The organism is Xenorhabdus siamensis (assembly GCF_037996745.1).
Taxonomy (GTDB): domain Bacteria; phylum Pseudomonadota; class Gammaproteobacteria; order Enterobacterales; family Enterobacteriaceae; genus Xenorhabdus; species Xenorhabdus indica.
Genome location: NZ_JBBMXE010000022.1, coordinates 1 through 26,724 on the forward strand (window position 1 = coordinate 1; position 26,724 = coordinate 26,724).

37 protein-coding genes and 3 pseudogenes are annotated in these 26,724 nt (G+C 43.2%); 20 read left to right on the forward strand and 20 right to left on the reverse strand.

Translation table 11 applies throughout. The features are described from left to right. Nucleotides 1-10: 10 nt before the first annotated feature. The 4 genes and pseudogenes from AAC852_RS19520 to AAC852_RS19535 all read right to left on the reverse strand — a co-directional run. A pseudogene (locus AAC852_RS19520) lies at nucleotides 11-172 on the reverse strand (structural protein); the annotation flags it as partial. Beyond that, the gene (locus AAC852_RS19525) at nucleotides 172-411 is read right to left on the reverse strand and encodes a hypothetical protein (protein WP_340619324.1); all 240 of its coding nucleotides are present in this window, start codon (nucleotides 409-411) and stop codon (nucleotides 172-174) included. The pseudogene AAC852_RS19520 and the gene AAC852_RS19525, both read right to left, overlap by 1 nt. Further along, the gene (locus AAC852_RS19530; RefSeq protein WP_422824243.1) at nucleotides 392-724 is read right to left on the reverse strand and encodes a phage holin, lambda family; all 333 of its coding nucleotides are present in this window, start codon (nucleotides 722-724) and stop codon (nucleotides 392-394) included. The genes AAC852_RS19525 and AAC852_RS19530 overlap by 20 nt, the downstream gene beginning before the upstream one ends. Before the next feature lie 262 nt (nucleotides 725-986). After that, nucleotides 987-1,499, reverse strand: coding sequence for a DNA adenine methylase (locus AAC852_RS19535; protein WP_340622428.1), 513 nt, complete (start codon nucleotides 1,497-1,499; stop codon nucleotides 987-989). A 277-nt stretch (nucleotides 1,500-1,776) separates the two neighbouring features. On the opposite strand from AAC852_RS19535, the gene AAC852_RS19540 reads away from it, so the two are divergent. Then, on the forward strand, nucleotides 1,777-2,580 hold the full coding sequence (locus tag AAC852_RS19540) for a DUF3800 domain-containing protein (RefSeq protein ID WP_187650851.1): 804 nt from the start codon (nucleotides 1,777-1,779) through the stop codon (nucleotides 2,578-2,580). A gap of 277 nt (nucleotides 2,581-2,857) precedes the next feature. Here AAC852_RS19540 and AAC852_RS19545 read toward each other — a convergent pair whose 3' ends face one another. From AAC852_RS19545 to AAC852_RS20115, 8 genes are all read right to left on the reverse strand, one after another. Continuing rightward, entirely contained in the window at nucleotides 2,858-3,895 is a 1,038-nt protein-coding gene (locus AAC852_RS19545) for a DNA-methyltransferase (RefSeq protein ID WP_340622429.1), read from the reverse strand. A 109-nt stretch (nucleotides 3,896-4,004) separates the two neighbouring features. After that, nucleotides 4,005-4,205, reverse strand: a complete 201-nt coding sequence (locus AAC852_RS19550) for a hypothetical protein (protein WP_047685715.1) — start codon at nucleotides 4,203-4,205, stop codon at nucleotides 4,005-4,007. A 195-nt stretch (nucleotides 4,206-4,400) separates the two neighbouring features. Continuing rightward, nucleotides 4,401-5,180 (reverse strand): antitermination protein, encoded by a 780-nt coding sequence (locus tag AAC852_RS19555; protein WP_047685717.1) that lies wholly within the window; start codon nucleotides 5,178-5,180, stop codon nucleotides 4,401-4,403. 2 nt (nucleotides 5,181-5,182) lie between these two features. Beyond that, nucleotides 5,183-6,160 carry a DUF7146 domain-containing protein gene (locus tag AAC852_RS19560; protein ID WP_340622430.1) on the reverse strand — a complete coding sequence of 326 codons (978 nt, stop codon included), beginning with the start codon at nucleotides 6,158-6,160 and terminating at the stop codon, nucleotides 5,183-5,185. After that, on the reverse strand, nucleotides 6,157-7,743 hold the full coding sequence (locus AAC852_RS19565; RefSeq protein WP_422824325.1) for a DEAD/DEAH box helicase family protein: 1,587 nt from the start codon (nucleotides 7,741-7,743) through the stop codon (nucleotides 6,157-6,159). Before AAC852_RS19565 ends, AAC852_RS19560 begins: the two co-directional genes overlap by 4 nt. 38 nt (nucleotides 7,744-7,781) lie before the next feature. After that, nucleotides 7,782-8,777: a hypothetical protein gene (locus AAC852_RS19570; protein ID WP_340622432.1), complete on the reverse strand. Its 996-nt coding sequence runs from the start codon at nucleotides 8,775-8,777 to the stop codon at nucleotides 7,782-7,784. 84 nt (nucleotides 8,778-8,861) lie between these two features. After that, complete coding sequence (locus tag AAC852_RS19575) at nucleotides 8,862-9,140, reverse strand: hypothetical protein (protein ID WP_340622433.1); 279 nt, start codon at nucleotides 9,138-9,140, stop codon at nucleotides 8,862-8,864. 138 nt (nucleotides 9,141-9,278) lie between these two features. Beyond that, nucleotides 9,279-9,422 (reverse strand): helix-turn-helix domain-containing protein, encoded by a 144-nt coding sequence (locus tag AAC852_RS20115; protein ID WP_422824324.1) that lies wholly within the window; start codon nucleotides 9,420-9,422, stop codon nucleotides 9,279-9,281. 47 nt (nucleotides 9,423-9,469) lie between these two features. On the opposite strand from AAC852_RS20115, the gene AAC852_RS19585 reads away from it, so the two are divergent. From AAC852_RS19585 to AAC852_RS19665, 17 genes and pseudogenes are all read left to right on the forward strand, one after another. Further along, entirely contained in the window at nucleotides 9,470-10,225 is a 756-nt protein-coding gene (locus AAC852_RS19585) for a S24 family peptidase (protein WP_340622478.1), read from the forward strand. 225 nt (nucleotides 10,226-10,450) lie between these two features. Beyond that, nucleotides 10,451-10,645, forward strand: coding sequence for a hypothetical protein (locus AAC852_RS19590; protein WP_340622435.1), 195 nt, complete (start codon nucleotides 10,451-10,453; stop codon nucleotides 10,643-10,645). A 14-nt stretch (nucleotides 10,646-10,659) separates the two neighbouring features. Further along, nucleotides 10,660-10,821, forward strand: coding sequence for a hypothetical protein (locus tag AAC852_RS19595; RefSeq protein WP_340622436.1), 162 nt, complete (start codon nucleotides 10,660-10,662; stop codon nucleotides 10,819-10,821). A 30-nt stretch (nucleotides 10,822-10,851) separates the two neighbouring features. Then, complete coding sequence (locus AAC852_RS19600) at nucleotides 10,852-11,439, forward strand: DUF5420 family protein (protein WP_340622437.1); 588 nt, start codon at nucleotides 10,852-10,854, stop codon at nucleotides 11,437-11,439. 39 nt (nucleotides 11,440-11,478) lie between these two features. Further along, nucleotides 11,479-11,685, forward strand: coding sequence for a hypothetical protein (locus AAC852_RS19605; protein ID WP_340622438.1), 207 nt, complete (start codon nucleotides 11,479-11,481; stop codon nucleotides 11,683-11,685). A gap of 51 nt (nucleotides 11,686-11,736) precedes the next feature. After that, complete coding sequence (locus AAC852_RS19610) at nucleotides 11,737-11,913, forward strand: hypothetical protein (protein ID WP_340622439.1); 177 nt, start codon at nucleotides 11,737-11,739, stop codon at nucleotides 11,911-11,913. 5 nt (nucleotides 11,914-11,918) lie between these two features. Next, nucleotides 11,919-12,230: a hypothetical protein gene (locus tag AAC852_RS19615; protein WP_340622440.1), complete on the forward strand. Its 312-nt coding sequence runs from the start codon at nucleotides 11,919-11,921 to the stop codon at nucleotides 12,228-12,230. A 76-nt stretch (nucleotides 12,231-12,306) separates the two neighbouring features. After that, entirely contained in the window at nucleotides 12,307-12,549 is a 243-nt protein-coding gene (locus AAC852_RS19620) for a hypothetical protein (RefSeq protein WP_340622441.1), read from the forward strand. Nucleotides 12,550-12,694: 145 nt separating this feature from the next. Next, nucleotides 12,695-12,886: a hypothetical protein gene (locus AAC852_RS19625; RefSeq protein ID WP_340622442.1), complete on the forward strand. Its 192-nt coding sequence runs from the start codon at nucleotides 12,695-12,697 to the stop codon at nucleotides 12,884-12,886. Beyond that, nucleotides 12,883-13,107: an ANR family transcriptional regulator gene (locus tag AAC852_RS19630; RefSeq protein WP_340622443.1), complete on the forward strand. Its 225-nt coding sequence runs from the start codon at nucleotides 12,883-12,885 to the stop codon at nucleotides 13,105-13,107. The genes AAC852_RS19625 and AAC852_RS19630 overlap by 4 nt, the downstream gene beginning before the upstream one ends. After that, on the forward strand, nucleotides 13,107-13,295 hold the full coding sequence (locus AAC852_RS19635) for a PerC family transcriptional regulator (RefSeq protein ID WP_340622444.1): 189 nt from the start codon (nucleotides 13,107-13,109) through the stop codon (nucleotides 13,293-13,295). Before AAC852_RS19630 ends, AAC852_RS19635 begins: the two co-directional genes overlap by 1 nt. Further along, on the forward strand, nucleotides 13,295-13,513 hold the full coding sequence (locus AAC852_RS19640) for a hypothetical protein (protein ID WP_340622445.1): 219 nt from the start codon (nucleotides 13,295-13,297) through the stop codon (nucleotides 13,511-13,513). Before AAC852_RS19635 ends, AAC852_RS19640 begins: the two co-directional genes overlap by 1 nt. Beyond that, on the forward strand, nucleotides 13,513-14,274 hold the full coding sequence (locus AAC852_RS19645; protein ID WP_340622446.1) for an ORF6N domain-containing protein: 762 nt from the start codon (nucleotides 13,513-13,515) through the stop codon (nucleotides 14,272-14,274). The genes AAC852_RS19640 and AAC852_RS19645 overlap by 1 nt, the downstream gene beginning before the upstream one ends. Next, on the forward strand, nucleotides 14,264-14,794 hold the full coding sequence (locus AAC852_RS19650; RefSeq protein ID WP_340622447.1) for a hypothetical protein: 531 nt from the start codon (nucleotides 14,264-14,266) through the stop codon (nucleotides 14,792-14,794). Before AAC852_RS19645 ends, AAC852_RS19650 begins: the two co-directional genes overlap by 11 nt. Before the next feature lie 10 nt (nucleotides 14,795-14,804). Then, nucleotides 14,805-15,029: a hypothetical protein gene (locus AAC852_RS19655; RefSeq protein WP_340622448.1), complete on the forward strand. Its 225-nt coding sequence runs from the start codon at nucleotides 14,805-14,807 to the stop codon at nucleotides 15,027-15,029. A gap of 210 nt (nucleotides 15,030-15,239) precedes the next feature. Next, a pseudogene (locus AAC852_RS20120) lies at nucleotides 15,240-15,588 on the forward strand (KilA-N domain-containing protein); the annotation flags it as partial. A 235-nt stretch (nucleotides 15,589-15,823) separates the two neighbouring features. Then, nucleotides 15,824-16,138: a hypothetical protein gene (locus AAC852_RS19665; protein ID WP_340622450.1), complete on the forward strand. Its 315-nt coding sequence runs from the start codon at nucleotides 15,824-15,826 to the stop codon at nucleotides 16,136-16,138. Nucleotides 16,139-16,280: 142 nt separating this feature from the next. On the opposite strand, the gene AAC852_RS19670 is transcribed toward AAC852_RS19665, so the two are convergent. Then, the gene (locus AAC852_RS19670) at nucleotides 16,281-17,540 is read right to left on the reverse strand and encodes a tyrosine-type recombinase/integrase (RefSeq protein WP_340622451.1); all 1,260 of its coding nucleotides are present in this window, start codon (nucleotides 17,538-17,540) and stop codon (nucleotides 16,281-16,283) included. A 206-nt stretch (nucleotides 17,541-17,746) separates the two neighbouring features. Beyond that, a pseudogene (locus AAC852_RS19675) lies at nucleotides 17,747-18,544 on the reverse strand (MFS transporter); the annotation flags it as partial. Between the two features lie 342 nt (nucleotides 18,545-18,886). On the opposite strand from AAC852_RS19675, the gene ushA reads away from it, so the two are divergent. Further along, entirely contained in the window at nucleotides 18,887-20,545 is a 1,659-nt protein-coding gene (gene ushA / locus AAC852_RS19680; RefSeq protein ID WP_340622452.1) for a bifunctional UDP-sugar hydrolase/5'-nucleotidase UshA, read from the forward strand. 120 nt (nucleotides 20,546-20,665) lie between these two features. Here the strand turns inward: ushA and AAC852_RS19685 are convergent, their stop codons facing one another. The 5 genes from AAC852_RS19685 to copA all read right to left on the reverse strand — a co-directional run bounded on the left by AAC852_RS19685 (nucleotide 20,666) and on the right by copA (nucleotide 25,754). After that, complete coding sequence (locus tag AAC852_RS19685; protein ID WP_340622453.1) at nucleotides 20,666-21,148, reverse strand: acetyltransferase; 483 nt, start codon at nucleotides 21,146-21,148, stop codon at nucleotides 20,666-20,668. Between the two features lie 44 nt (nucleotides 21,149-21,192). Continuing rightward, nucleotides 21,193-21,360, reverse strand: a complete 168-nt coding sequence (locus AAC852_RS19690) for a hypothetical protein (protein ID WP_340622454.1) — start codon at nucleotides 21,358-21,360, stop codon at nucleotides 21,193-21,195. A 160-nt stretch (nucleotides 21,361-21,520) separates the two neighbouring features. Continuing rightward, the gene (gene ybaK, locus AAC852_RS19695; RefSeq protein WP_340622455.1) at nucleotides 21,521-21,997 is read right to left on the reverse strand and encodes a Cys-tRNA(Pro)/Cys-tRNA(Cys) deacylase YbaK; all 477 of its coding nucleotides are present in this window, start codon (nucleotides 21,995-21,997) and stop codon (nucleotides 21,521-21,523) included. Nucleotides 21,998-22,071: 74 nt separating this feature from the next. Then, nucleotides 22,072-22,875, reverse strand: a complete 804-nt coding sequence (locus AAC852_RS19700; protein ID WP_340622456.1) for a TraB/GumN family protein — start codon at nucleotides 22,873-22,875, stop codon at nucleotides 22,072-22,074. Between the two features lie 128 nt (nucleotides 22,876-23,003). Then, nucleotides 23,004-25,754 (reverse strand): copper-exporting P-type ATPase CopA, encoded by a 2,751-nt coding sequence (copA, locus tag AAC852_RS19705; protein ID WP_340622457.1) that lies wholly within the window; start codon nucleotides 25,752-25,754, stop codon nucleotides 23,004-23,006. Between the two features lie 85 nt (nucleotides 25,755-25,839). Here copA and cueR point away from each other — a divergent pair, with 85 nt between their 5' ends. Beyond that, entirely contained in the window at nucleotides 25,840-26,247 is a 408-nt protein-coding gene (cueR, locus tag AAC852_RS19710) for a Cu(I)-responsive transcriptional regulator (RefSeq protein WP_340622458.1), read from the forward strand. On the opposite strand, the gene AAC852_RS19715 is transcribed toward cueR, so the two are convergent. After that, complete coding sequence (locus AAC852_RS19715) at nucleotides 26,235-26,693, reverse strand: NfeD family protein (protein ID WP_340622459.1); 459 nt, start codon at nucleotides 26,691-26,693, stop codon at nucleotides 26,235-26,237. The two genes, cueR and AAC852_RS19715, sit on opposite strands and share 13 nt — an antisense overlap. Nucleotides 26,694-26,724 lie beyond the last annotated feature (31 nt).

Consider the following 26,724-nt stretch of genomic DNA (forward strand, 5'->3'; position numbering starts at 1 on the left):
ATTGGGGTTAATTACACAGCAACTTCATCAGTGCCCGAATACCATATTCCGGTGATTCAAATCGGCAGAACCGCTTTTCAATCTTCGGGTCATGCTGCAATTGACCTTGCCACTTATTCTTCGGGTTATGATCAATATTGCCGGGGTTGTTATTGCGAATGCCTCTGGTCATCAGATTCTTCCCCTTTGTTGGTCAGCTCTTACGAATAATTTGATTACTCGATAGCGACTCTCAAAGTTAAATAATGCGCACAAGTACTCGGAATAACGAATTTCTTCACGGGTATCCTTATCGTTACGCCAATAACCACGCCATTTACGCAATAACCAGCGGCGACGATTTTGCTGTATAAGTTCTTTCGCATAATGAAAGCTCGCACCGAATACTGATTCACTGTTTTGGCTCGTCAATTTTTACCCCCGCCCTTTTCTCTGCCATCTTACGCAGCAATTGACCAATGAAGTCTGTACCCAAATAACCAATCACCACACTGCCGATGTAGGCCAAGTCGGGATTCAGACCAATCAGATTTAATACATCACGAATGAACCAAGCGAACATGGCACAAATAAAGGCGTCGATAGAGACCTTTACCCAGCCGACACCGTTGTAGCGACCTCGGAAAAATGCCATTGTTCCGGCGAGGGCAGCGCCGATGCCTTGCTCTTTTATCGAGGCAAGCAAGTCTCCGGCTTGTACCCATAAATCAGGATTTTCTTTCATCTTCATAATCCACCCCATTGAGATAATGGGCGTCCGTGGGGTGAACGAGGGTTACCCCGGTGAGTTGTTGTTAATAGGGAAGGCTTAAAAGTTAAGCGGGTTTACTCATGTTCTTATCATAAACAACGATTCAACTGATTTTGTCGTTGTGCCCGATTGATGATTCGCACTCAGGCTACTGGTTAATGCCATTGACCAAAGGCAATCAAAATCATTTGGAGCGGTATATTCGCTAACAAAGACAGTACAGCGGTTCGATAACTCACGAACCCAATTTGTTCGCATAAGGCGGATCGCAGTAGACGACTGCGCCATCCGGTATGTTCAGTGCCTTGTAATCACTGCATAATAATTGCACGCCATCCAGATCACTTATCTGTCGCTGAATATTACTGACAGCCTCCGCTTGATAATCCCGAATACCTGATTTTGTCTGCGTGACTCCCGCGTACCCATCGAACCACTTACCCGAATAGCTACAATTAAACCCGACCCATCCCGTTAAGTGAGGAATGTCGGTTTTGTTATGCTTTATCGCGTAATACTGCTCTCGTGATATTTGTCCCGGAGGTTGCCAGCCAGATAACAAGGCTCCCCACATTGCCATCAGGTATTCATGTTTATCCGCAGCAATAACAGGTCCAGCATGTTTGGTGTTGATGTAACTCGCCATGTTCATCCCACCAGCGAATGGCTCAACATAAACCGTATCTGTCGTTAAATGCTCCAGAATGAAGGGGGCGATATGTTTCGCAATACGGGATTTACTCCCCATGTATTTCACCGTTTCGCCTCCCTCTCTTGGTGCGTCCAGAAAACAAAAAGGCCGCCGTAGCGACCATGTAATGAATAGAATTCCAACCGAAACAAGATTGGAGTGTTGAAACGTTGCGGCGGCGAATGTATTGTTAATTTTATGATCGAGCTAACTATCCAAGAACAAAGCACCATTCTTTGTGATTTTTGACTAAAACGATCCTTATCAATTAGTTATGCATGTGATTTAATAAGCAAATTAATCACTATGAATCTTTTATACAGAAGGATCTTTCATGAGAGACCCCGGAAAACTAATCTGGCATGTGGCTTGTGATGAATCAGGTATAGATGGACAGCGCTTTTATGGCTTTGGTAGCCTATGGATGAAGTATCAACGCAGAGGTGATTTCTCCCGCATCATTAGAGAACTAAGAGACAAATATAGGTACTATGAAGAAATCAAATGGAAAAAAGCTAACTCCAAGAAATACGCCGATTTTTACAAAGAGCTAGTTGATGTTTTCTTCCAGAATCCTTGGTTGGCTTTTCATTGCATTGTTATAGAAAAATCTATGGTCAATAAGGCATTTCATGATGGCGATTACGACTTGGCAATGAGAAAACACTTCACGAAATTAATTTCCACCAAAATAGGTAATGTTATTGCAGCACATCCTGAGCGTGATTGTTTTTTCCGTATAGAAGTCGATCCAATAGCGTCCAGGTATAAAAAAGCAGATGAGGCTTTTCATGTAATCGCAAATAACACCCTATTAAAACAATTTGGTAGAAAAAATATTATTAGCTCTGTAGTGACAAAGGATTCAAAAGTCTCAGAGAATATCCAGATATCTGATTTTTTCCTTGGAGCAATAATGAGTTCATATCAAAAAAAAATATCGTCAGACACAAAGATACAGTTAGTGGAAAAAATCGCGGGACACCTTGGATGGAAAACGCTCTGCCACGATACATGGCCAAAAGAGAGAAAATTTAATATCTGGTTTTTTTATGATAAAACGCTTGGGTCAAGAGACATAGAAACAAGAAACGTACAATTATCCGTACCACTTCCCGTAAGAAAAAGAAAAAAGTAGGCGCCGACCTCTCAGCCGACATGGTTGGAGTCCCAGACCTAAGTCGAAGTGACCAACTTGGCGGTTAAACTTTTGGGAGCCGCCTCTTCATTCCCAAAACTATCAAATCTGTGTTGCCAGCATATTAAATAAAAACCAGATTTGCAAATGTAAAGAGTGCCATACAAGAGCTTTATCACTGTTTTATATTCAATTTGTTACTAACAAAATAGATTACGACTACCCACTCAAAACAAAAAAAGCCACGCCATGCGCAGCCTTGAATGAATTGTAAACGCTAAGTTGACAACTGCTCGTTGATCTCTTGCTCGGTCTGCTTAAACCGCTCTTCTTCCAGTTCCACGCCCAACACTCGGCGGTTGAGTTTCAACGCCGCTTTCAGTGTTGCACCGGAACCCATAAAGAAGTCTGCTACCAGATCCCCTTCCCGGCTACTGGACTGGATAATATGCGCCATCAGGTCAGCGGGTTTTTCGCACGGATGCTTGCCCGGATAATACTGAACGGGGGCAAAATGCCAGACATCGGTATAAGGCACTGCTGCCGTGACTGTGAACGAACGGCGCATTAAACCGTATTCCTGCCGTAATTCGTCATACTGACGTGACAGGGTCAAATGGGATTCCACCAATTCATCATAGGGTTTGCTCAGTTCCCCGCGCTGGTGCTTTTCTTTGGCGATACGATCAAATAACACCTGCAGTTTTTGATAATCCACTTCACTGGGTAACTGCCATTGGCTGTCGCTGAACCAGTGACTGGCCATCTGCTTTCCTGTGGCAGCGTGAATTTCTTTTGCCGTGACGCCTAACGCTTTTCGGGCATCACGAAAATAATCCACCAGCGGCTTAAACACCGACTGTTTCAGTTCCCGGCATTGTTTGAAATAGCCATCGCCTTTCGGGTGATAAGGCCCTTGGTAATGTTCGGCAAAAATGATGCGCTCAGTGGCCGGAAAATACATCCGCAGGCTTTCTTTGTTCTGCCTGCGCCACGGGCCAGAGGGTTTCGCCCAAATAATATGGTTCAACACATTGAAGCGTTCACGAACGAGCAGCTCGGTATCAGAGGCCAGACGAGAACCACAGAACATATACAGGCTGCCGTTGGGTTTCAGTACCCGCCAGAATTCAGCCAGCAGCTCATCCAGCCATACAAAGTAAGCCGTCACATCGTTCCACTGATTATCCCAATTACAGTCTTTTACTCTAAAGTACGGCGGGTCAGTGGCGATAAGGTCGATGCAGTTATCCGGCAGGGTTTTGATAAATTTCAGAGAGTCGTCGTTAATTAATGTGATACTGCTTAAATTCACGGGCTATTCCATATATCGACGCTGACTGGCTCTCTGGAAAGCCACAAGGTAAAAGGCTGGCGTTACTGAATCACCAGCCCTGCATTTCACCGCTTAAGACATTGCCTCATCAAGGACAACGTTTGAAAAAGGTGTCGTTATCCCGGCTTTCCATCAGGCCCGCCAGACAAAATTGAGTTAAAAGTAATTGGCAACGCGGTGCAGATAGCCCTGTTAAGGTAGAAATATCGGAAACAGACGCCCAGTCATATAGAGGTACGGTTTCCAAAACACAGGCGGCGGCTGTTGTCATATCTTCATGTTTTAGCATGATAATTTAAACCTTTTGGTCAGTTATTCGGCGTGAACACACATGTAACTCTGACCCATGACAACAGCAAGTCTTATCTGAATTTCAGGCAATAAAAAACCCCGCGAGTGCGAGGTCTGAAAATTCGTAGTGAGTATAGTTACAAGTTCCCACTATTTGAAGATGTTAGACCAAGGCCGGACAAAATGCAACGGTTTATTTTGTCACCGCATTGAATGCAATTTCGGCGCGCTTTTCTTCCGAGTGGCACTTCTCCACCAGTGTTTGATAAAAGGGCTTCCAGTTCCGCCGCCATGTCCTTTCGTTCAGATCAGGTACATAAGCCTTGATTGCCGCATAAGCCACTGATGAAGGCACTTTGCTGTAACCCCGACCTGCGCAGCGCGGGCAGATTTTATGAACCGGTACACCCTGCAATGCGGTCTGTTCTTCATCAAGCACCAATCCACGTCCCTTGCAGCGGCAACGATTTGACAGAATGCCTTTGCCATTACATTTCTGGCAAAGCTCACCCATTCGCTCTGTTTCAATCCACGGCTCGATAATCACCACGCCGTCGGCACGAATAATACCGGGATGCTTCTCAACCTCCTTCATCCCGTAGGTAAGCCCCTTCCCTTTGCATTCCGAACACTGACAGGTTGACGCGGCTGAACGGGCATAATCCTCAAACGCCATCTTCGATAAGATCACCAAACATTGCCCCAGCTTATTTCCCGCCGCTTTTGCTACCAATTTAGGAACTCTTAGCCTTGCGTATTGTGTCAGTGCCTCTACAGTGCTGAATCGACCCTCTTCGCTGACGCCGTTCTTGGCAAAAAATGCTGTCATACCAAACTTAGCCTGTGATTCAGCCATCCCTAAAGCCGCCGCAGTGTCCATGCCTTTCATCCTGTCAGGTGCGGTACTGGTTGACGCATCACTAAACGCCGGTGACTTCGGATGAAAATGTTTCAGGGCTGATTCCAGTTTCATTGTTATGCTGTCTCCGCTGTCTTTTTCGTAAATTCCAATTGTCGGGCCTGATCCCCGTTCTGGAGCAAGTCGTTGAAATCCCCGTTATCAGGCCATCGAACACTAATCTTCTCTAAATCGTTACCGGCTAATAAATTACTGTGTGCACATTCCATTGCGGCAGCGTGACCTGCGGCGTTCCAGTCCATATCAGTGAAGATAATGAGATGTTTTACCCCGTTGGGCGCCCGGAACCGCTTCATGAGATTCGCATTCACCACTGACCAAGTGTTGACGCCGTAAATCTGCTTACAGGAAAGTGCCGTCTCAATCCCTTCGGCAATACCCAGTGTTGAATCGACCGGAAAAAGACGAATGGCGAGCGATGAGGCGTGCTCGCGATAACTCTCTTCCTGCGTGGAATCCAGTTTCTTCTGAGGCGTGATATCGGCCTTCTTGTCCCCATCAAGATAAGTACGGTGCAGGTAACACAATGTCCCTTTAGCGTCCGTCACCAATGACCAGATAGCTTGCAGCTTCCCGTTACGGACAGGCTGATCGGCGCAATACTTCACATTGTCGGCGGGCAGAACGTGAATACCCCGATTGCGTAAATAGTCTTCGCCCTGTGTACCTTTCAGACCGGGTAAGTTGGCATAACACGCGGTGACTTTATTTCTGAATTTGGTGATATTGGTCTCTTTTTTCACCACACTGCGCTTATCCGACTGGATACCCAGTAACTGATCAATCTCATCAGCCAGTGTCTTGAAATCTTTTCCCTGGGTTAAACGAAGTAACGCCCAGCCATCCCCCCGGTTACAGGTACAAATGAATGTCCCCCGATCATCCTTGTTATCAATGCGAAACTTACCTTTCCGTTCGCATATCGGGCACTTGCCTTTAAAATGGTTCTTCCCTGTCACGGGCGGCAATTTGTAGTAAGCGAAGATTTCAGGCCAGCGGCCTATCACCGCATCAGCCGTTTTTATTCTGTTCATTGTGTTTCTCCCTGGCTCAATGACATACCAAAGCGCTCTCGGATATCGCTGAATTTGCTGCGGACGACTTCAAGGCGCATTTCCTGTTGTTCGTTGCTGGACGGCTGCACCTGTTCGGTTTTCTTACGGGATTTCGCCCAGGCAATTTGTTTGTGCTTGATGAAGTTGTTCACTTCGGGTGTGAGTTCCTGTGGGATATCATGCAGACCGCGAGGCCAGACGCCGAACTTATCTTTAAACGTATTCCCCACCCATCCGTCACTGAGAGTTTTTCCCTGTGACGCCCGCTGGTTCTGGTAATACTTCAATTGCGAGTAGAAGCTCTGCTTTTCAGCCTGCGTGTAAACACGCTCTTTCTTGCTGAGCTTCTGAATGGTGCGGCTGGTATCGACTTCAATGTCTTCGCCCGCCAGTGGCTTAAAGCCACACTTCGGGCAGACATAAACGCCCGCGGGCTTCATGTAATGACAGGAGGGACATTCTTTCGGCAGCTTCTCCCGCTTTTCCCGTTCCCGGTAGCTGTCACGGGTTTTCATGCCGTCGTTTTTATTCGGCAGTTCGTCATATTCGATATCATCCGGGTAGCCGAGGCGATGGACAGAACCGGAGTGATCCAGAATGATGCACCGGTCCTTACCTTTGGCAGTACGCAGGCCTCTGCCGATTGTTTGGAGCCAGCGGATTTCTGACCTGGTAGGCCGGGCGTAGATGATGCACCGGACGTCGCTATCAAAACCTGCCACAAGAACGCCAACGTTAACAATGACTTTCGTCGCGCCCTGCTTAAAGCGGTGGATAATCAGATCTCTTTCTTCGTGTGGCGTACTGGCGGTCATGACCTCCGCATTCACCCCGGCGCGATTGAATTCGACGGTGATAAAATTGGCATGACTGACATTGACACAAAAGCAAATCGTAGGCTGGTTCTCGCCCAGTTTCAGCCAGCTACTCACGATATCCCCCACCAAATCCGCCCCGCACATGATTTCGGCGATTTCATCTTCCTTGTAATCACTGCCGTACTCATAGCTTTGAGTGGATTTCACCCCCGTTAAATCGGGTTTCGTGGGGGCATAGAACTCATACGCGCTCAGGTCGCCACGCTGGATTAACTCTTTTATCGTGGTCGGCTTTATCAGCTTCTGATAGTAATGACCGAGGAACGGCGAGAAGGGTGTGCCCGATAACCCGACAACCTTACAGTTTGTTTCAGTGGTCAGCCGGGTGATTTCTTCCAGTATTTTCTTACGTTTCAGGTGCGCTTCATCAATCACCAGCAGATCGATATCTTCGGGAAACTCACGGCGGATCAATGTGTCCGCCGAGGCAATCTGGATCAGCTTTGTCGGGTCTTGGTTGGGGTGATCACGCCAGATATAAGCGATTTCATCCTCCGGTAATCCATACTCAATAAAGCGCTGCGCAGTCTGGTTTATCAAGACGGTAAATGGGGCAACAAAGAGAACCCGCATTCCCCTTGACACAAAGCCGTAGGTGATAAATGCGGACAGCGCTGTCTTGCCTGCACCTGTCGGGGCGTACACCATGAAAGAATTAAAGTGCTTCCAGTCTTGACGCAGCATGTTCAAAGCGCGTTCCTGAGCAAACTTAGGGGTAATTTCTAGCATGATGTTACTCCCTGTTTATTTTTCTGGGTTCCTGTGTGATAATCCGCGCAGGTAATCCTGCCTGAATAGGTATTACCTATCGCAAGAGCCTGAGCAGTTGCACCCTGCAAAGTTTGGCTGCTCAGTTTCTTGCCCCCTTTGATGTCCAGTTCGTTTTTCCATTCGTTGATAATCCGCTTACTGTCTTCGGCGTGCTCAGGTGCTGGCATATTGCTGTACTGGTGCGCATAATCGATTTTGTGGAAATAGGGATTGACTATCGATGGTGCGACGATACCCACGGCACGTTTGACATCTTCATCGGTCGGGACACGATCGAGGTATTTCTTAAGGGGCAGTGCGCCAGACTCCATCAGGCCGTCAGTAATTTTTTTCAGTTGCTTAACTGCACGAAAAACCCCTTTCACACTGTCGTTATTTGCTGACGGCATCATTTCACCCTCGATCGCCTCTCCGTCAATGAACAACGGGATGCTGTCAATGAACGCACCACGGTTGAGGAATTTATTCACCTCGGCGGTGGTGATGATCGGGTATGCCTTGACCAACCCGAACAGGGTTACCGCCATTGGCTCGTCATGCCATGAACTCTTCCCTTTGCCATTTCGGATGGCAGCAATCAGTGCGTCTTGATGTTTCAGGCTCAATAAATCGTAGTCCCCGACTACGAGGTAATGCGTGCTTAGTTCCTCCAGATTCACCGGCTTTGCGTGGCTGTTGTGGGGCTTATGGGGCTTGTGCACTTTCCGTTCCGGTGCGTTTGCCTTGACCATTGCTGCCGCTTCGGCTTCTGACATCCCCGCCGCGACCAGTTCAGCCACGACGCGTGCTGGCTTCCAGCTCACGAGAGCGCGGTGTTTTTGGATAACCTTTTCTGCCATTTCTTTGTTGATAATCATTCTCATTTGTCCAAAAAAAATAAGGGGGTACTTATTTAGTACTTTTTCGTCATCGCCATTTTTTTGGCTTTTCCCCATTTTGATAATCATTCTCACTTGGCTGCTTTTTCATGCTCAGCCTTAGTGATCTCCTTACCACCGATCCCACAGCCAGAAGACACAGCCATTTCGGTGTTACTGGTTGACTCCCTGCCCTAAAGCCACTCCTGAATTGGGCCTGTCCTTTGGCTGTGCTTGCGGGGCTAAGGGTGGCGCTTCTGTATAACCCTGTGCCGCTCTCTCATACTTCACGACAAATTCCCTGAGACGGATATTGGCCGCCCGTCTGGCCGCATTGTCTTTGCGATATGGCACAGGCTCGTTATCCCATGCTGCCAGATACACTTCTGAGTACTTGGCGGTTATCTTCGCCCGTGTACTGGCCCTCAGTTTCCCAACATGCTCTGTATCCATTTGCCATCGTCAGGGTCAAAATGCGATGGCATGGTCACTTTGGTGTAATCAGGAAACATGATCTTTCTCAGGGACCTTATGTATCATCTGCAAAAAGTTCGTGGGCTTGGACTGCACCGTTTGTCGCCTCAACAATAATCACCACATTCTCTGGTGATATTTTTTTCTTTCCTGTAAGCCAATCACATAGTGACTGATAGCTGAGGGTGTTAAACCAACCAATGCAGCCAAATCTTTTTGTTTTAGCTTTGCCATTTTTCTGTATTTTTTTATTGAGTTCATGATTATTCCTCCACAACACAGATAATATATTCCTTTTTGAAAAAAAGATATCCACACTAAGCACTTATCATAAAACTAACTCCTTAAAAGACCGACTAAAAACCGTCTTAGTTAATGAAAAGATGAAACAAAAACAACTGGCAGATGCGTTGAATGTTAGCGCCCAGACCGTAAATAACTGGCTGAGTAGAAATGCTATAAGCAGAGAAGCCGCACAGAGCATTAGCGAGCAGTTTGGGTATTCACTAGATTGGTTGTTAAATGGGGTGGGCGATCAAAAACTGGAAAATTCGGTAAAACACCACTACGCTAAATCTGATATTCCTCCAGAGAGTGAATGGGCCGGAGCTTCCTCATGGGATAGCCTCACTCCATTAGATGATAACGAAGTGGAAGTACCGTTTTTGAAAGATATTGAATTTGCATGCGGCAATGGCAATGTGATTGATGTTGATTATAACGGATATAAATTGCGATTTTCCAAATCAACATTACGGCGGATAGGAGCTCCGACAGACGGTTCAACAATCATCTGTTTCCCTGCAAAGGGGAATAGCATGGAACCGGTTATACCAGATGGCGCAGCAGTTGCTATTGATATATCCCACAAACACATTACTGATGGTAAAATTTACGCTATAGAACAGGACGGATTAAAACGTATTAAGTGCCTGTATCGCAAGCCAGGTGGAAAGTTACTTATCCGTAGTTACAATCGTGATGAATATGAGGATGAGATCGCCGATGAGTCTAGCGTGAAAATTATCGGTAAATTATTCTGGCATTCTGTATTGCACTATTAACCACACCTTATTAGCCCCAACCAAAACCCCGATAAGGGGTTTTTTTATGCCTATATAGTGATATATATCACACTTATAACACATCAAAAAAATAAAATTCATTATTAATCAATGCATTGAAAAAATACCTGTATTTTTAATGCAAATTTGTGTTGATAATGCAAAATACGATATGTATTATTTATACACACAAAGAATATATAACATCAATGCTTGGGGATATTTATGTCTAATGTAATTAGTAATATTGAGAAAAAAGCAGCTCAATCCAGCACCATACTTTCTATGCTATCCAAGCACAGCGAAAAAATGGAGCCATCGGATGTGGCTGTACTAATAGAACTTGCCAGTGAACTTAGTGCCGAAATCTCAAGTTGGTTTTTAGACATAGAGTCTAAAAATACCTCATCCATCAAATAAAGAACATTTTTACCATGAAAACTTTCCTATTCGCAGCCATTGAACGAGCCAATACGGAGCAAACACGCCCTATATGCGTTAAAGCTCAAGCAAATGACAGGGAAGAGGCAAAAAGGTTATTAGCACCAGTATATGTCATTTATGGCTGGATGGGGCAAATCGTTAATCGCAACTGAAATAAACAATTTAATTCTGAAGGTATAAAAATGAGTGAAAAAGACTACAAATACTATCGTCTGTCTGGTGATATTGTTGATCAACTTGACAATGAACACAGATTAATTCAAAAGAAAAGACAAGAAGTAATACACCAAGCCCTGGATAAAATCGGCGCAGAAGGCTTTTCATGGGATGACAGTTGGGGTAAAAATAGCTCATTAATTCTCAATTTTGCATTCCCAATAGATAAAGAATTTTCTATTCCAATGAAAATAATTAATTCAACCGATGAATTGAAAATAGTAAGAGCAAAAGCAAATAGCAAGGCAGGAAAGGAATTTAACAGAGAGTTAGATGAGTTAGTTAAAGAGACAAATGATAAACTCAAAAATTTACCATCATACAAAGATTTTCTCATTAATAAATTTAATATTCAATGCTGTACACTTGGAACTCCTAAGCCACACCATAAATATGGTGTACCAATGATAGAAACTAAAGTAGGTAAGGCAAGTAAAGATAATAATACACTATTATTCGCTATACCTAATGCAAAGGAATATAACAAACAGCCAGAAATTCCAGATTATTTTGAAGAAATAAGCTATGGCATATTTTATGATCTGACTAATTAATAGATTAAGGATAAATAATCACAATCAAAGGAAATAAACATGAAAATAAAATTATCAATTGGTGATAAACATAATTTACAGAATGCATTAAGAATCAATGAAGAAATACAGGCTTTATTGATGCCATTATTACCCGCTGTTGAAAATGAAGCCAGAAATGATACTTACTTAATGTTACGAGCAGTAGAACGATTATCAGTCTATCAGTTTGAAGCCCTTACTGAATTAAATGAAAGCTTTGAATAAAAATCGCAGGGTGAAATATGTCAAATGAATTACAAACCGAGGAATATAATCATGAAAAACAAAAACCTTGAATTAGAAAAAGTTCAGAAACTAGCTGAAAAATTGCAAGCACTTCTAACTCTCTGGATGGAAGGTAGATTAAGTGAGGAAGATACTTGTATTTTAAATATTGCAACTGAAATCAATCATAATGTATTGCTAGAAATAGGACGAATTCGCGGGGAATAATAACCATGATGAATAATATATTCCATCACATTCGCTTCAACAATGAACAAATCTCAGAAATGAGTGACCATGATTTGCTATTTTTATCAACATCAAGTCATGAAGTTATTTACTCAATAACAAACGGAATGAAGTCTATTACTAACTTAGCCGGAGCAGCAGTTAACAGTGCGGAGTATTCCCACGACGAAGCAATAATTGACCTTGATAGATTATCGCGACTGTTTTCCGTATTGCCTCATATTATCGAAGCTGAATACGAAAATAATGTGAATGCAGTTAGTGAATTAAGAGAAAGAAGAAGTAAAACCCAATAAAAATAAAAACAACAAAACAAATTTAATTACAGCGCCATCGCTGGGGATTCGTTCAACTTAAAAATAGGAAATAGAAATGAAAGAGCAATTTGAAATAACACTGACATTAACAAACAAAACTGACGACGATGAATTGGATTTAGGCTTCAAAGCTGGCCTTGTTGGCGACATAAGACCAAGCCTTTATTTTGTTGCTGTATGCGAGACATTCAAGAAGCTGATTATATCTGACTTAGAGACCAAGCTTGAATTATCAGATCAAGTAGCCCAACTACTAAAAAGAGATGCCGAGTGCTCATGTGCTGATGAGGATGATTAACAATGCATAGCTCTGATTTATTATCTAGAAAGCGAAAGGCATTTATTAACGTTAAATTGAATGCATTACAAAAAAACATAATTGCCATTCTGTCATTGTAAAGGCAGGGGGATTTAATTACCAACTGGACTTAGATGAAGAAATATTGAATATCGCTTTAATTCGCTTCTTTGAATTATATGTACTTGGACTCAAGAGAAAACAGGAAGCAGAGGAACTCATTGTAAGAACCTACAGCAGCTTTTACACCAGGCACGGAAATTTAACCGCAGAGGGCAATGAGTTTATGAATGAGATATTAAAACTGATTGCTAAAAAAACGGAGCCAATAAAATGAAAAATAAAACCTATTTAGATTTTGCTAATACCGCTATCCAGAAAGAGAAAGAAGAAGATTATGACCTTGCAGCCGAATACTGGGGAAAGGCTAAAGATTTAGCCACCACGCTTAATACGCAACTATGGGCTGAATATCGCCAGTTACATAATAAGAAAAGATACTCGTTACATAACAGCTATAGCGCAGCAATAAGAACTCAGAAATCAGGCGGTGAATAATGACTGTATATGAACAAGCAAAAGAATTAGCACGGTTCTTAGAATATAGAGGCTTATTCCGCCGTGCTGCTGAAAAATGGGGTGAGGCTCTTTCATTATCTCAAGACAAAAAACAAGAACAGGAATGTACCAAGAATAATTTGCGCTGTGTTCGAAAAGCACAAATCAAAATACAGGAAGGGTGGTAATGGCGAAAGGAAAAAGAAGTAAAACGCAACAAGGCCATATGGGAATGACAATGGCGCAAGGATTTCGATTAGAAATAGACAAAAAGCAAGATTATTTAAATTCGAAAAAATACCTCTCTAATTTCCCGGTAGAAGGTGAAGAAATGAGAATGCCACTTAATAGAGCTATGCGCCGCTTAGCAAAAAGAATGAAGATTGAACTTAAGGAAGCAAAATAATGAACGCATTAATCACCATTAATAAAACCCAAATGCCTGTCGTGGAATATCAAGGGCAACGCGTTGTGACATTCTCAATGATTGACCAGGTTCACGCTCGACCCGAGGGAACAGCCGGAAGAAACTTTCGTGAAAACCGTTCACGCCTGATTGAAGGCGAAGATTTTCACGAACTCACTGCCGACGAAATTCGTCGTCAGTCACTAACTCATATTTTTGCACCAAGAACACCAAAAGGTATCGTCATTACAGAATCGGGTTACCTGATGCTGGTTAAATCTTTCACCGACGACTTAGCCTGGCAGGTACAGCGAGAACTGGTTAGTAATTATTTCCGTGCACCACAAACCGCAATCAGCGAGCTTGAAATGATTGCCAAGATCGCCAGTCACACCGCCCAGCAACAACGCCAAATCAACTACGTTGAAGAAAGGGTTGAGCAGGTTCATGAAACTATCGAGCAAATCAAGCGTGGAACTATCCCCGCGGGCTGGATCGGCTTCTCTCTGGCCGCGACCGAATCAGGGCTAACCAATGCCAAATGCCGTACTTTGGCTGAACAGTACAACGTTCCTACAGATACCGTCACCATCATGACGCCGGATGGACAGCCTCGCCCCATGAAAATTGTATTCAAGGAAGATTTCATGAGCGCGTTCCACCTAATGATGGGTGAAGCAGAAAAACGCGGTTCTCGCTGGTCACACCCGAAAATGGGGATCTTTCAGGTTATCGGATGGGAAGAAAACAATGATCATTAATTCCAATTTATTACGCGCTGCCTTGATTTGTGTGGCTAAAAATGACCCGCGTTATTACCTGTGTGGGGTGCACATCACCCCAAAATATCTGGAATCAACAAACGGGCATGTGGCTTTACGGTTAGAGCATGGCGTAAGTACACGTCGTAAAGCTATCGTTCAGTTTCACGGGAAAATCCCCAAGAAAGCCGAGACCACAGAGCTACATTTCACCAAAGAACCTTATGCCGTACACAGGGATATTGCCGGGGTGAGAGTCGGGTTTACTGTTTTATCAGTGCCGGATGGCCGCTTTCCTGATTTAAACCGGGTCATCCCAGAGAAAGTGGAAAATGTCATTCCCCACTTTCAGGCAGAGTATTTGGCCTATCCCTACAAAATGTTTGGAGGGAATTCGAAGGTCATCGCCGTTTCCATGTACCCATCCGGCATGACAGGTGCTTGCTTGATGAAGTTTGGCGACAATATTAATCAGCGTTATGGCAATCCTCAGTTTGTTGTCATGCCAACTCGGATGTAAGGGGATCGCTATGAAAATCGACTATCAGGATAAAGGCAGCACGGCACAAATCATCATTGCCAGTTTCATCACTGAACGCCGACTGCATAACCGTTGCGTTGATGCCGCCCTGTTAGCTACGCCTGTTCATGCGTATTCTGCCGGCTTCTTTTTCAAAAAGACTATTCTCACAGGCAAGGTGAATCACATGATGCGGGCTTACAAAATCATTTGCATGGAGGCAGGCCGTGACTGAGGAAGCTCGCCAGATGGTGGACATCAACGACGAACTGGTCAGAACGATAGTCCATATCGACGATGGCAGGGATCACACACAGCGGCATATCCACCGCATGAGACGCAATCAACATATTCACAAGGGCATTTGCCCTCCTCTGCCACCCGCACCCAAAGTGGCTGGAGTGAAGATAACTCCGAAGAAAGGCAAAAAGGGGAAGAGGAAATAATGAAAAGCAAATTGTTACCCGTGGTTGTCGGCGTTGAAATTCCTCTTGATGAATTCGGGCGCTACAACTTGAACACCTTGCATAAGGCCAGCGGCGAGAATGAGAACAAGGCACCTAACCAATGGTTGAGAACCAAGCATGCAAAAGAACTTATCGCAGAATTAGAAGCTAAGTTATTGAAAAATAATCAGACGGCATATTTGCAGTCTGGTCAAAAAGCCGTCGATGTAAACAATGGCGGTACATCACCCGGCACTTACGCTCATGAGCTGATAGCCGTTTCTTATGCAGGGTGGATTCGGCCGGATTTTCAGCTTGACGTGAATCAGGCATTTATCGATTTCAAATCGGGAAATTCAGGTATTGGGATTAACGCGCTTCCGTCTCTCGATCACATGGTTGGGCGTTTTGATGAATTACGCCACCAGCTCACACAGGATGAAAAGAAAGAAGCTGAACTGCTTTCTGTATGCAGCCAGATCATGAACGCCCGCAAAAAGACCAAAGGGAAGCGTCAAAAAATGATTAGTGCACTGAAAGAAGCCGGACAACTGGCTATCGACCTTGATAACGGAGAAGAGCAATGACCAATAACTCATTCCACCTCACACAAATCATCGCCTCAGTCTGGGGCGATCCTGCTGATATCACCGATGCAGTCTGGAAAGCGGGATACCGTAAGCCAGAACGCGGGGAGGAAGAAATCGCTGCGCTGGTTATCGACGTGATGAATGGAGTGCCTGATCAGGTCCCCTACAACGAAAGACCAAAGAAATTGGAGGATATTCTCACTACGGAACTGAGCGGCATTATTTTTGATGCGACATGGGAAAGAAAAGCAACACCGGCGAAAGTAGCTAAGGTGATTTTGGGGAATAGGTATCAGAGGAAGGGGTAAATAATGAGTCAATCACCTTATTTCAAAACAAAGGAACTGGCAGACAGATATGGCGTAAAACCGCATACGATAAGATTGTGGTGCAGTAATGGGAAGCAAAAGCGTGAAGGCTTCCCAAAACCCAAATTTAAATCTGACCAGCTTAACTTTTTACGGCAGGATATTTTTGACTGGGAGGGCGGGAAACAATTTTAGTCAGTTTCTTCCACCAAAGCTCGTATGCCTCTCTCTGTTCGTTTAGGTAGGTGTGCTTATCGTACACCTGCCATACTCCGGGTAATTTATGTCCTACCATGATTTCAGCCACATGCGGTGCGGTTAACTCAGAAACCCCGGTACGCATAGTTCTTCGTAAGTCATGGATTGACCAATGCTCGAAATCAGGCGAATAAAAGGCCATTTTCTTATTAAGAGCTTCTATCATGCCGCAATGCGCTCCTTGTGCAAACGGCTCATTGTGACGAACAGTAAACAGATATTCACTCTCATGATTTAATTCTTTAGCCTGCTCAATCAATTCCTTGGCTGCCGGGATAATCGGCCTGATTATAGGCTTCTTGGATTTCCTGCCCGTTTTATGATTTAAAGGAGGGACAATCCAGATATCTTTTTCATAGTCAAAGTCATTAACTTTGGCTTTTAGTAGCTCACCAATACGACACCCAAACAAAAGGCACAGTTTTATTATTAACGCGTTTCGAGGGTTATAATCAGGAGCATTGATAACATTAAAGAGAAGTACCAACTCTTCTTCATCTAATGACCTTTCGCCTATTTCAGATTCGAGATCAGTATTACCCAATGCTTCTTTTCCGCTCAGATCGCCTTTCTCTACGTCAGATAATGGAGTGAGTTTGGTCATTCCTCGCCGAACGGCCCATCTGTGCGCAGTCTTAGAATAAGTCAATATACGAGCGCCAATTGATGGCACCTGTTTGGAAATGTCTTCAATTAAAGAAAGCCAGACATGCAGTGTTACCTCATCATGAGGCAGCTTGCCAATTTTTGGGAAAACATAAATCTCAAAAGATCGCAATATCTCATCTGCTTTAACCTTTGAACCTCTCATTGTCTTTTCCCACCACTCACGAAGCAGCCCCTCTACAGTAACCGCACTTAAGATGGATTCTTTGCGAACACGCTTAACTATCTTAGGATTACGGTATTGCTCTAATTCCCCACGATAGGAAATCACTGAGTCACGGGCATCTTTTAGGCTCGTTGCCGGGTAGGTTCCTATGTCAATCCGATCCCCTTTGCCGTTCCATCGATATCTAAACTGAAATATGATTTTTCCTTTAGGCGTGACACGGACAGATAACCCGTCTCTGTCTGACTTGGTGGTAATTTTTTCTTGAGGCTTACCATTGGTAGAACGGAGCCATGAGTCGGTAATTGCCATATCATCTTCCTCAAAAAAAATAACATAGCTTTAATGTAGTTTATGTACACTGAAATGTACATATTTCTCATGACACCATTTGAATATCTGTGACTGTTGATGATTAATGAAAACAAGAAAACAAATAAAATAATAATAAAAATAATAAGTTAAATAAAAATGTATGACTGTGTTTGAATATTAATGATTATAGGTGATCAAGAGAATGCATTTTGCACGGAAATACCAAATTTCTGGATCAGGTAAAAGGTGTAATAGCTACTGATACTGGTGAGATAGAAATACTTTGAGAAAATCAGCACCAGAAGAATGATGAATGAACGGATAATTATTTTTTTAGAAAAACGAGGATGAGGGAGCGTATTGGATACATAGCGTGAAGTAGCATGGTGCTGCATTTTGTACCACTGACTGACTTGTAACAAAATGATGATAGCCAACAGGGCCGCCAGAGAAAACCATCCCACATTGCCCTTACCATAAGGCGCTATGATGATAGCCGCTAACAGAGGGCCAAGTGCACTACCCAGATTTCCACCTACCTGAAATAAAGATTGAGCTAATCCAAGGCGTCCACCCGAAGCCATTCGAGCAACCCGTGATGATTCAGGATGAAAAACAGATGAACCAGTACCGACCAGTGCAGCGGCCAATAATATAATAGGAAAACTGTCTGCGTAGGCTAACAAAAGTAACCCAGATAGCGTAAATCCCATCCCGATAGGAAGTGAATAAGGTTGAGGGTGTTTATCTGTATATAAGCCAATGAGAGGTTGTAGTAAGGATGCAGTAACCTGATAAGTCAGGGTGATCATCCCAATCTGGATAAAGCTAAGGGTAAATTCAGACTGTAATAGTGGGTAGATTGCTAAAATGAGCGATTGGATCATATCATTCAGGAGATGAGATAAGCTGATCGCACCAAGTATTGAGAAAGCAGTTCCCTGTGTTTTTTTCCGCGTATCTGATAATGGGATAGTATCATTTTGCTTAATTTTGTTCATTGTCTCACCGATCTTATCTACGTTGTAGTGGTGTTGAACTGTTATTTAATTGTTACACCTTAATACATATTAACTTTCTAATAAAATCTTTGTCTTATCTTGATATAATTTGATGCATATCGCAAAAAAATGAAATAAGACTCTATTTAATGGCCTGATTATGTAATCTTGATCGAAAAAACACCGCGTCGAACGTCGTGTTGTTATTCCATTCTGTGGTGAAATATGTACTTATTCCAGTAAGGTTCCTTGTTATAAAAAAGTGACATGCCTTAAACGGGGTAGGTTTCAACATTCTTGAAAACTAATAACAGATTTATTTAAGGAACATGGAGATACCCGATGAAATTTTCATTTAAAGCGTCAGTATGTGCCCTTGTTGTTTCTCTGTCATTGTCACCAATGATCGCATCCGCTTGGGAAAAGGATAAAACATACGATATTACTATCCTGCATACCAATGATCACCATGGTCACTTTTGGCAGAATGAGCATGGAGAATATGGTCTGGCAGCTCAGAAAACCGTAGTGGATTCTATCCGTCAGGAAGTTGCTAAAAAAGGCGGTAGTGTATTGTTGTTATCTGGCGGGGATATTAACACTGGTGTGCCTGAATCGGATATGCAGGATGCTGAGCCGGATTTTAAAGGAATGAATTTGGTAGGTTATGACGCGATGGCATTGGGAAACCATGAATTCGATAAGCCTCTGAATGTGCTATATCAACAGGAAAAATGGGCGACTTTCCCATTCTTGTCAGCGAATATTTATCAAACCAGCACTGGCAAACGCTTATTTAAGCCATATGTGATATTCGAAAAGCAAGGTGTGAAGATTGCGGTTATTGGTTTAACTACTGATGATACAGCTAAAATAGGTAATCCGGCTAATTTTCCTGATGTGGAATTCCATATACCTGCCGAAGAAGCGAAAAAAGTTATTGATGAACTGAAGAAGACTGAAAAGCCGGATGTCATTATTGCAGCAACCCACATGGGGCATTACGATGACGGTCAACATGGCACGAATGCGCCAGGTGATGTGGAAATGGCTCGTCGCTTACCTGCTGGTTATTTAAATATGATTGTGGGTGGGCATTCACAAGATCCGGTTTGTATGTCTGCGGAAAATAAAAACTATAAGCAGGTGAATTATGTTCCTGGGACGCCTTGTTCTCCGGATCGCCAAAATGGGACATGGATTGTTCAGGCCCATGAATGGGGAAAATATGTTGGTCGTGCTGATTTCCAGTTTCGCAATGGTGAATTTAAGCTAGTTCATTATCAATTAATTCCCATCAACTTAAATAAGAGAGTCAAAAAAGAAGACGGAAGCACTGAGCGTGTTTACTACACTCACCAAATTTCTCAAAACTCTGAAATGCTGAAATTGTTGACACCTTATCAGGATAAAGGGGATCAGAAATTAGGTGTGAAAATTGGATCTGTTGACGGTAAATTGGAGGGCGATCGCAGCAAAGTTCGTTTTATACAGACCAATATGGCTCACCTTGTGCTGGCAGCACAGATGGAACGGGCAAACGCCGATTTTGCTGTGATGAGTGGAGGAGGGATCCGCGATTCTATTGAAGCAGGGGATATCACTTATAAAGATGTATTAAAGGTTCACCCATTTGCTAATCAATTGGTTTATGTAGATTTCAAGGGAAGTGAAGTTCTGCCTTATTTGACTGCTGCTGCGAATATGGAAGCTGATTCTGGTGCTTATGGTCAGTTCTATAATGTCAGTTTTGTGAAAGATGGCAAAAATATCAGTGATGTCAAAATTGGTGGAAAACCACTGGATCTGAATAAAACTTACCGGATGGCAACATTGAACTTCAATGCTATCGGTGGTGACGGCTATCCGCGAATTGATAATTTACCGGGATATGTTAATACCGGTTTTGTCGATGCAGAAGTATTGAAAGGGTATATTGAGAAACACTCTCCGCTGAAAGTGGCGGACTATGAACCGAACGGCGAAATTGCTCATAAATGATAATGGGTGAAGGTTAATTATTAGAAAAAAAGACCATCTGTTTTTCAGATGGTCTTTTACTTACTAGTCGGAACGGTGATAAATAATCTAAAATGGGGATGGTTGAAAATAAATAGTTATCTAATTATTGAATATCATGGTTATTAGTGAATTGTTTCCTCCTTCTTTTTCCGATAATTTTTCAAATCCATGTTTCAAGTATAATGCTATGAGTTTAGGATTGCTTTCACATTCCAAGGCAATAACTCTTCCTCCAATTAGAATTTTTGCTGTGTTAATAATGTTCCTTACATAAAGAAAAATATCTTCGAATTTTATTGGATTTTGATTGAATAAAAAGTTCTTTGCTATTTGGCCGATTAAGTAAACTTTTATCGTATTAGCGTTTTTACTGATGCTATTAAGTTTCCTTATTTTTGTTTTTGAAATAGAAAATGAATATGCTCTCAGCTCCTTGAAAGTCAATGAAAAATAGGCAAGAATTGACCCTTTTTCATTTAAAATCAAGTATGTTATGGTTACATCAGCCTGTTCAAATCTAATTGAGTTTTTATGTAAAAAATATTCTACATCTAGATTCAAAGGGCAGGAGAATGAAAGCAAATACTTTTCTGTTCTGTCTCTGCCTAATACTATTAATACTTCTCCTAAAGTGAGAATTTTTGTTTTAATATCTCTATTGCCTCTTTTTGTTCAGTTTCAATGTCTATTTTTTCAAAATTATTTTTAGATGGCCTTCTATTTGCCCTTCGCAACATCTTAATTGCCTTGGGATGGGTGATAACAATCTGCCTGAAAAATGACGAAGTAGCCATTTTTATCTCCTTTTATTTAAATATATTAAGTTACTTGAAATGGTAAATAATATTGTTTTTGCTATATGAGAAGTATATCGGCATTAGATAATTGAACAAGGCCCTGTTTTCGAGAAAACAGAGCCAGATCGAAAAATTTAACGGTAATTACAATTAATTTTCAAATTTTGGCAATATCAGCAAATGGACAATTAAGTAGTTGGCATAAATCAGTCGGTGCCAGTTCAATATCCAGGCCACGTTTACCACCAGAGATAAACAGAGTCGGGAGGCTTTGGGCCTGACTGTCAATAACAGTTGGAAGACGTTTTTTTTGTCCTAATGGGCTGATGCCACCCACCAGGTAACCTGTCACTTTTTGTGCCAACTGTGGATCTGCCATATCCGCTTTTTTCGCTTTAAATACTTTGGCGATTTTTTTAAAATCCAGTTGTCCCGCGACCGGAGTGACAGCAACAGCCAGATTTTTAGGATCACCATTTAATGAAACTAAGAGGGTTTTAAAAACCTGCTTAGCATCTAATCCAAGTTTTTTAACCACCTCACCACCAAAATTATGTTCATTAACATCATGTTCGTAAGAATAAAGTTTGAAATTAATTTTGTGTTTTTCCAGTAGAGTAACAGCAGGCGTCATATCGTATTTCCTGTAACATTATCTATATAAATAGTAACTATTAGAAATAGTCTTTATTCCTGTTCTTGTAATAGCTATTGTTGTAACAGCTTCAGTAAATTGTTTTCACCATGGAGATGTAATGCTCCGACAGCCACTAAATATTTTCCTGCCGGTAAGTCATATAATTGTTCACTCCATTGACGGTTACGTTCAGTCATCAAGGTCTGGTAAGTAACCTCACAGAAAGTCTGTGGTAATGCTTCACTTGCTTGGTTTGGTTTGTAATTCATCCACCAGCTAATCATCATTTGTAAAGTACGGGCGTTAGTATGCCAGTGAACCAGAGTATCTTCTAACAGAGAGATGCCACCATTCGGGAGTTTGGTGAGTAAATTAACCTGAGTATCGGTTCCTTCCAGCTCGATAATATTTTTATCAATGGCCCTTGCACTGTTCAGTAGTTGAAAATCAATGCCGTATTGGGGACGCAATCCTAAGTATTGAGCCTGAGCGGCCTGTAGGATCAAAGCAACTTGCCATGAAGGCAATGGATCGAGTGACTCTACCGGATGTTGGATCTCGTGGCAGTATTGCTGTAAGACACCAAAATGTTCAGTTGATAAACGTTGTGACAGTACGACCTGTTCAGGAAATATTTTTCCAAATGGTGAACCAGATTGGGTGATATCTGCTTCGACAATCAAAGAATCGCACTGCTCCAGTTGTTCCAACAGTACTTCGGAAAGTGGATACATATTTTCTGTACCCATATGGATGCTGCCAACAATATGTAATTGTCTATTTTTCGGCAAAGTGACGTCAAAAGCAGGATAGGGGTAATATCGTTGGGAATTCAGTCCTAATACATTGCTGAGATATGTCATTAGTTTTCCCATACTACATACTCCGGTAATTGGTGTGGATGGGTATGCTAACGCGTTAAAGGTTAACAAGAAAGTGATAAATGAAAAGCTAAACCCGGTGTTGTTTAGCTTTTCGATGTCTGCATGATTAATGTGGAATATCAGCGTTTAGTTTTAAAGTAAAGTAATCGGTTGGCGTTACTGACCACGGTGATTGAAGAGAGAGCCATGGCAGCTCCGGCAATGACTGGATTCAATAATGTTCCGGTTAAGGGGTAGAGAATACCTGCTGCAATCGGGATACCCAGCGTATTATAGATGAATGCGCCAAATAAATTTTGTTTCATATTACGCAATGTCCCCTTGGACAGTTCAACTGCATCTGCAACACCATGCAGGCTATGTTGCATCAGGGTAATTGACGCGGTTTCAATGGCGATATCACTACCACTCCCCATGGCAATCCCCACATCTGCTTGTGCCAATGCAGGTGCATCATTGATGCCGTCACCAATCATGGCGACTTTCTTACCTTCAGACTGGAGATCCTGAATGGCGGCGGCTTTACCATCAGGTAGCACTCCTGCTATAACGTGATCAATACCCGCCTCTTTGGCTATAGCATTAGCTGTTACAGGATGATCACCTGTCAGCATGACTAAGCGATAACCCTGAAGATGTAAACGTTGCAAGGCGGAGACGGTATCCTGACGTAGTGGGTCACGTATTGAAAACAGAGCGGCCACTTTTCCGTCGATTGCCAGTATAACGGGGGTAGCTCCTTTTTCTGCTTGTTTGGCGACCTGTGATTTAAATGCTGTTGTATCAATCTGATTTTGTTCAAGTAGGTTCAGATTTCCTAACAACAGTGTTGTATTACCAATATTCCCGCGTATACCCGTTCCGGCTAAAGTACGGAATTGTGTTACTTCAGGTAATTGTTGATCTTCAATTTGTTCACTTTCAACTTTCAGCAGAATGGCTTTTGCCAAAGGATGGTTTGAACCGCTTTCTAATGCACCAGCCCACAGCAATACTTGCTCTTTGGTGAATCCATTGAAAGTTTGAATTTCAGTGACCTGTGGCATCCCTTCAGTCAACGTTCCCGTTTTATCGAAAACAAGGGTATCGAGCCGGCTGGCTTGTTGTAGGGCATCAGCATCACGTACTAGCACACCTAATTCCGCTGCTCTTCCGACCCCGGAAATGATGGACATTGGTGTTGCCAGGCCGAGTGCACAAGGACAGGCTATAATCAACACTGTGGTGATGATAACCAGTGAGTACATGATTTGGGGAGCCGGGCCGATGAAAAACCAGATTGCTCCCGCAATTAGTGCGATAGCAACGACAACAGGCACAAATATTGAAGATATTTTATCCGCCAATTGGCCGATTTCAGGTTTACTACTTTGTGCCTGACGTACCAGATTGATAATTCTTGCCAAAGTGGTTTGGCTACCTACTGCTGAGGCTTTAAAGAGTACGGTTCCATCTTGCACCACAGTTCCCGCGTGAACTGTATCGCCAATTGATTTTTGTTGAGGGAGCGCTTCTCCTGTCAGCATCGCTTCATCTAACCAGACTGTGCCGTGGATGATTTCACCATCCACGGGAACCCGATCCCCTGTGACCAGCCGCAATGTCATATCAGGTTTGACATCAGCCAATGGCAACGTTTTCTCACCGCCTTCTATGATGACCTGAGCTGTTGGAGGTGTTAAATCCAACAATCGTTCAAGCGCTTTTGAGGAACGTTGACGTGCGCGTTGCTCTAAGGCGTGTCCGAGGTTAATTAAGCCAATAATCATAGCGCTGGCTTCATAATAAATGTGGCGCGCCTGAGGCGGGAAAATATCTGGCCATAAGTTAACACTGATAGAGTAGAGCCATGCGGCACCCGTACCCAGTGCAACTAATGTGTCCATTGTGGCACTACCATTTTTCAGGCTTTGCCACGCATTGCGATAAAAATGTCCGCCAGCCAATATCATTACGGCAAGAGTAGCCAGCCCGATGCTCAGCCAAATTGTATGGTTATCTGGAGTGAGCATCATATTGTCACCAATCATGCCCCAAATCATGACTGGAACCCCGACAGCCAGAGCGAGGGCTGATTGCCAACGGAAACGACGCATATTGGCCTGAGCAATTTGCTGCTGACGTTCCCGGCGCTCGGTTTCATCCAGAATAACTTCTGCGCCATAGCCAGCTTTGATAACAGCATCGACCAGAGCATTGGGAGATACTGTCCCGGTAACCAGTGCACTTCGTTCTGCAAGGTTGACTCTGGCGTTCTCAACCCCTGCAACAGATTGCAGGGCTTTTTGTACTTTATTGACACAACTAGCACAGCTCATACCATCCAATAGAAGCTGGATGCTGCCATGGTCATGTGAAATGGATCGTGTATCCGGAGTCGGATCTATTGCCGCTGCCAAAAACTCCGGTGCTTGTGAAGTTGATTCTGAGGCAGATGTTGTCAGCGGCTTATTTTTTGGGGAATAGGTTTCTCCCGCTAATTCAGCGTGATAACCCGCTTGCTTTACGGCATTAATCAAAGCATGGTTTTCAGCTTTGCCGTAAATTTTGGCTGTTTGAGTATCGACTTCGGCCGCAACTACACCAGTCACTGATTCCAGCGCTTTTTGAGTTTTGCCAGCACATTTCATACAGCTTAAGCCTGAAAGCCGTAGTTCAACATCGGGGTGAGTTACCAGAGTGGCTTCATAACCTGCATCAGTAATGGCAGAAATCAATGAATCGGGAGTTACACGACCGATCACTTTAGCGTATTCAAGGCTAACTTCTGCTTGTTCAACATTTGACAGATTTTCCAGTGCCTTTTTGACACTGCCGACACAGTGCATACAGGTCAAGCCCTGAAGTGCGAGAATGGTTGTTGTGGACATAAAAAATCTCCTGAAACAGAGTGATATACTTATCGATATCCTTTTAGGCTAAACCTTCCTGCAAGGGGAAGGTCAAGGGGAAAATATGAATATCAGTGAAATTGCCCGTAAGACCGGTTTAACCAGTAAAGCTATTCGGTTTTATGAAGAGAAAGATCTGATTACTGCGCCGGAGCGGGGAGATAATGGCTATCGTTTTTACCAACAGAAGCATATTGATGAATTGATACTCTTACGTCAGGCAAGAGAAATAGGATTCACGATTGAAGAGTGCCGGGAGTTATTACGGATATCCCGTAATCCCAATCGTCACAGTATAGATGTGAAAACAGCGACACTCCAAAAAGTCACTGAAATAGAAGAAAAAATTGTGAAATTGCAGCAGATCAGGGAAAAGCTCTTAGCGTTGGCTGCTGAATGTCCGGGAGATGATAGGGCAGATTGCCCTATCATTGAACAACTATCTGGTTGTTGTGCCAATCATGATGGATGAGATACAGGCTTAACTTTTAATGTGATCCCGTCAACGGCAATGATTTCAACTTCGGTATTGGCAGTCAGTTCGCTGTCACAATGAATGCGCCAACTGCCATCAGCCAGTTTGATACGCCCATAACCATTTTCGGTATCTGCGATTAAACGGGCGTGTAACCCAATTAACTGCTGGTTTTTCTGATTGAGCATCTTATCGCTATTGCGCGGATGGTAACGCAGCCAGCTACGCCACGCAATGGCAGAGAGCAGAGTCAAGGTAGCAAACAGAGTGCCTTGCAGCTCCCAGCTCATTTCGGGGAAAATCCATGTGATCAGGGCGACAATCACGGCAGCGATACCTGTCCACAGTAAATATCCCCCTGTTCCCAGCAGCTCTGCAATTAATAGTAACCCACCAAAACAGAGCCAAAACCAGACTGGTTGAGTGGCAATCTGTTCAATCATAGTCGTTATCCTGAAATAGTCGTTTATACTG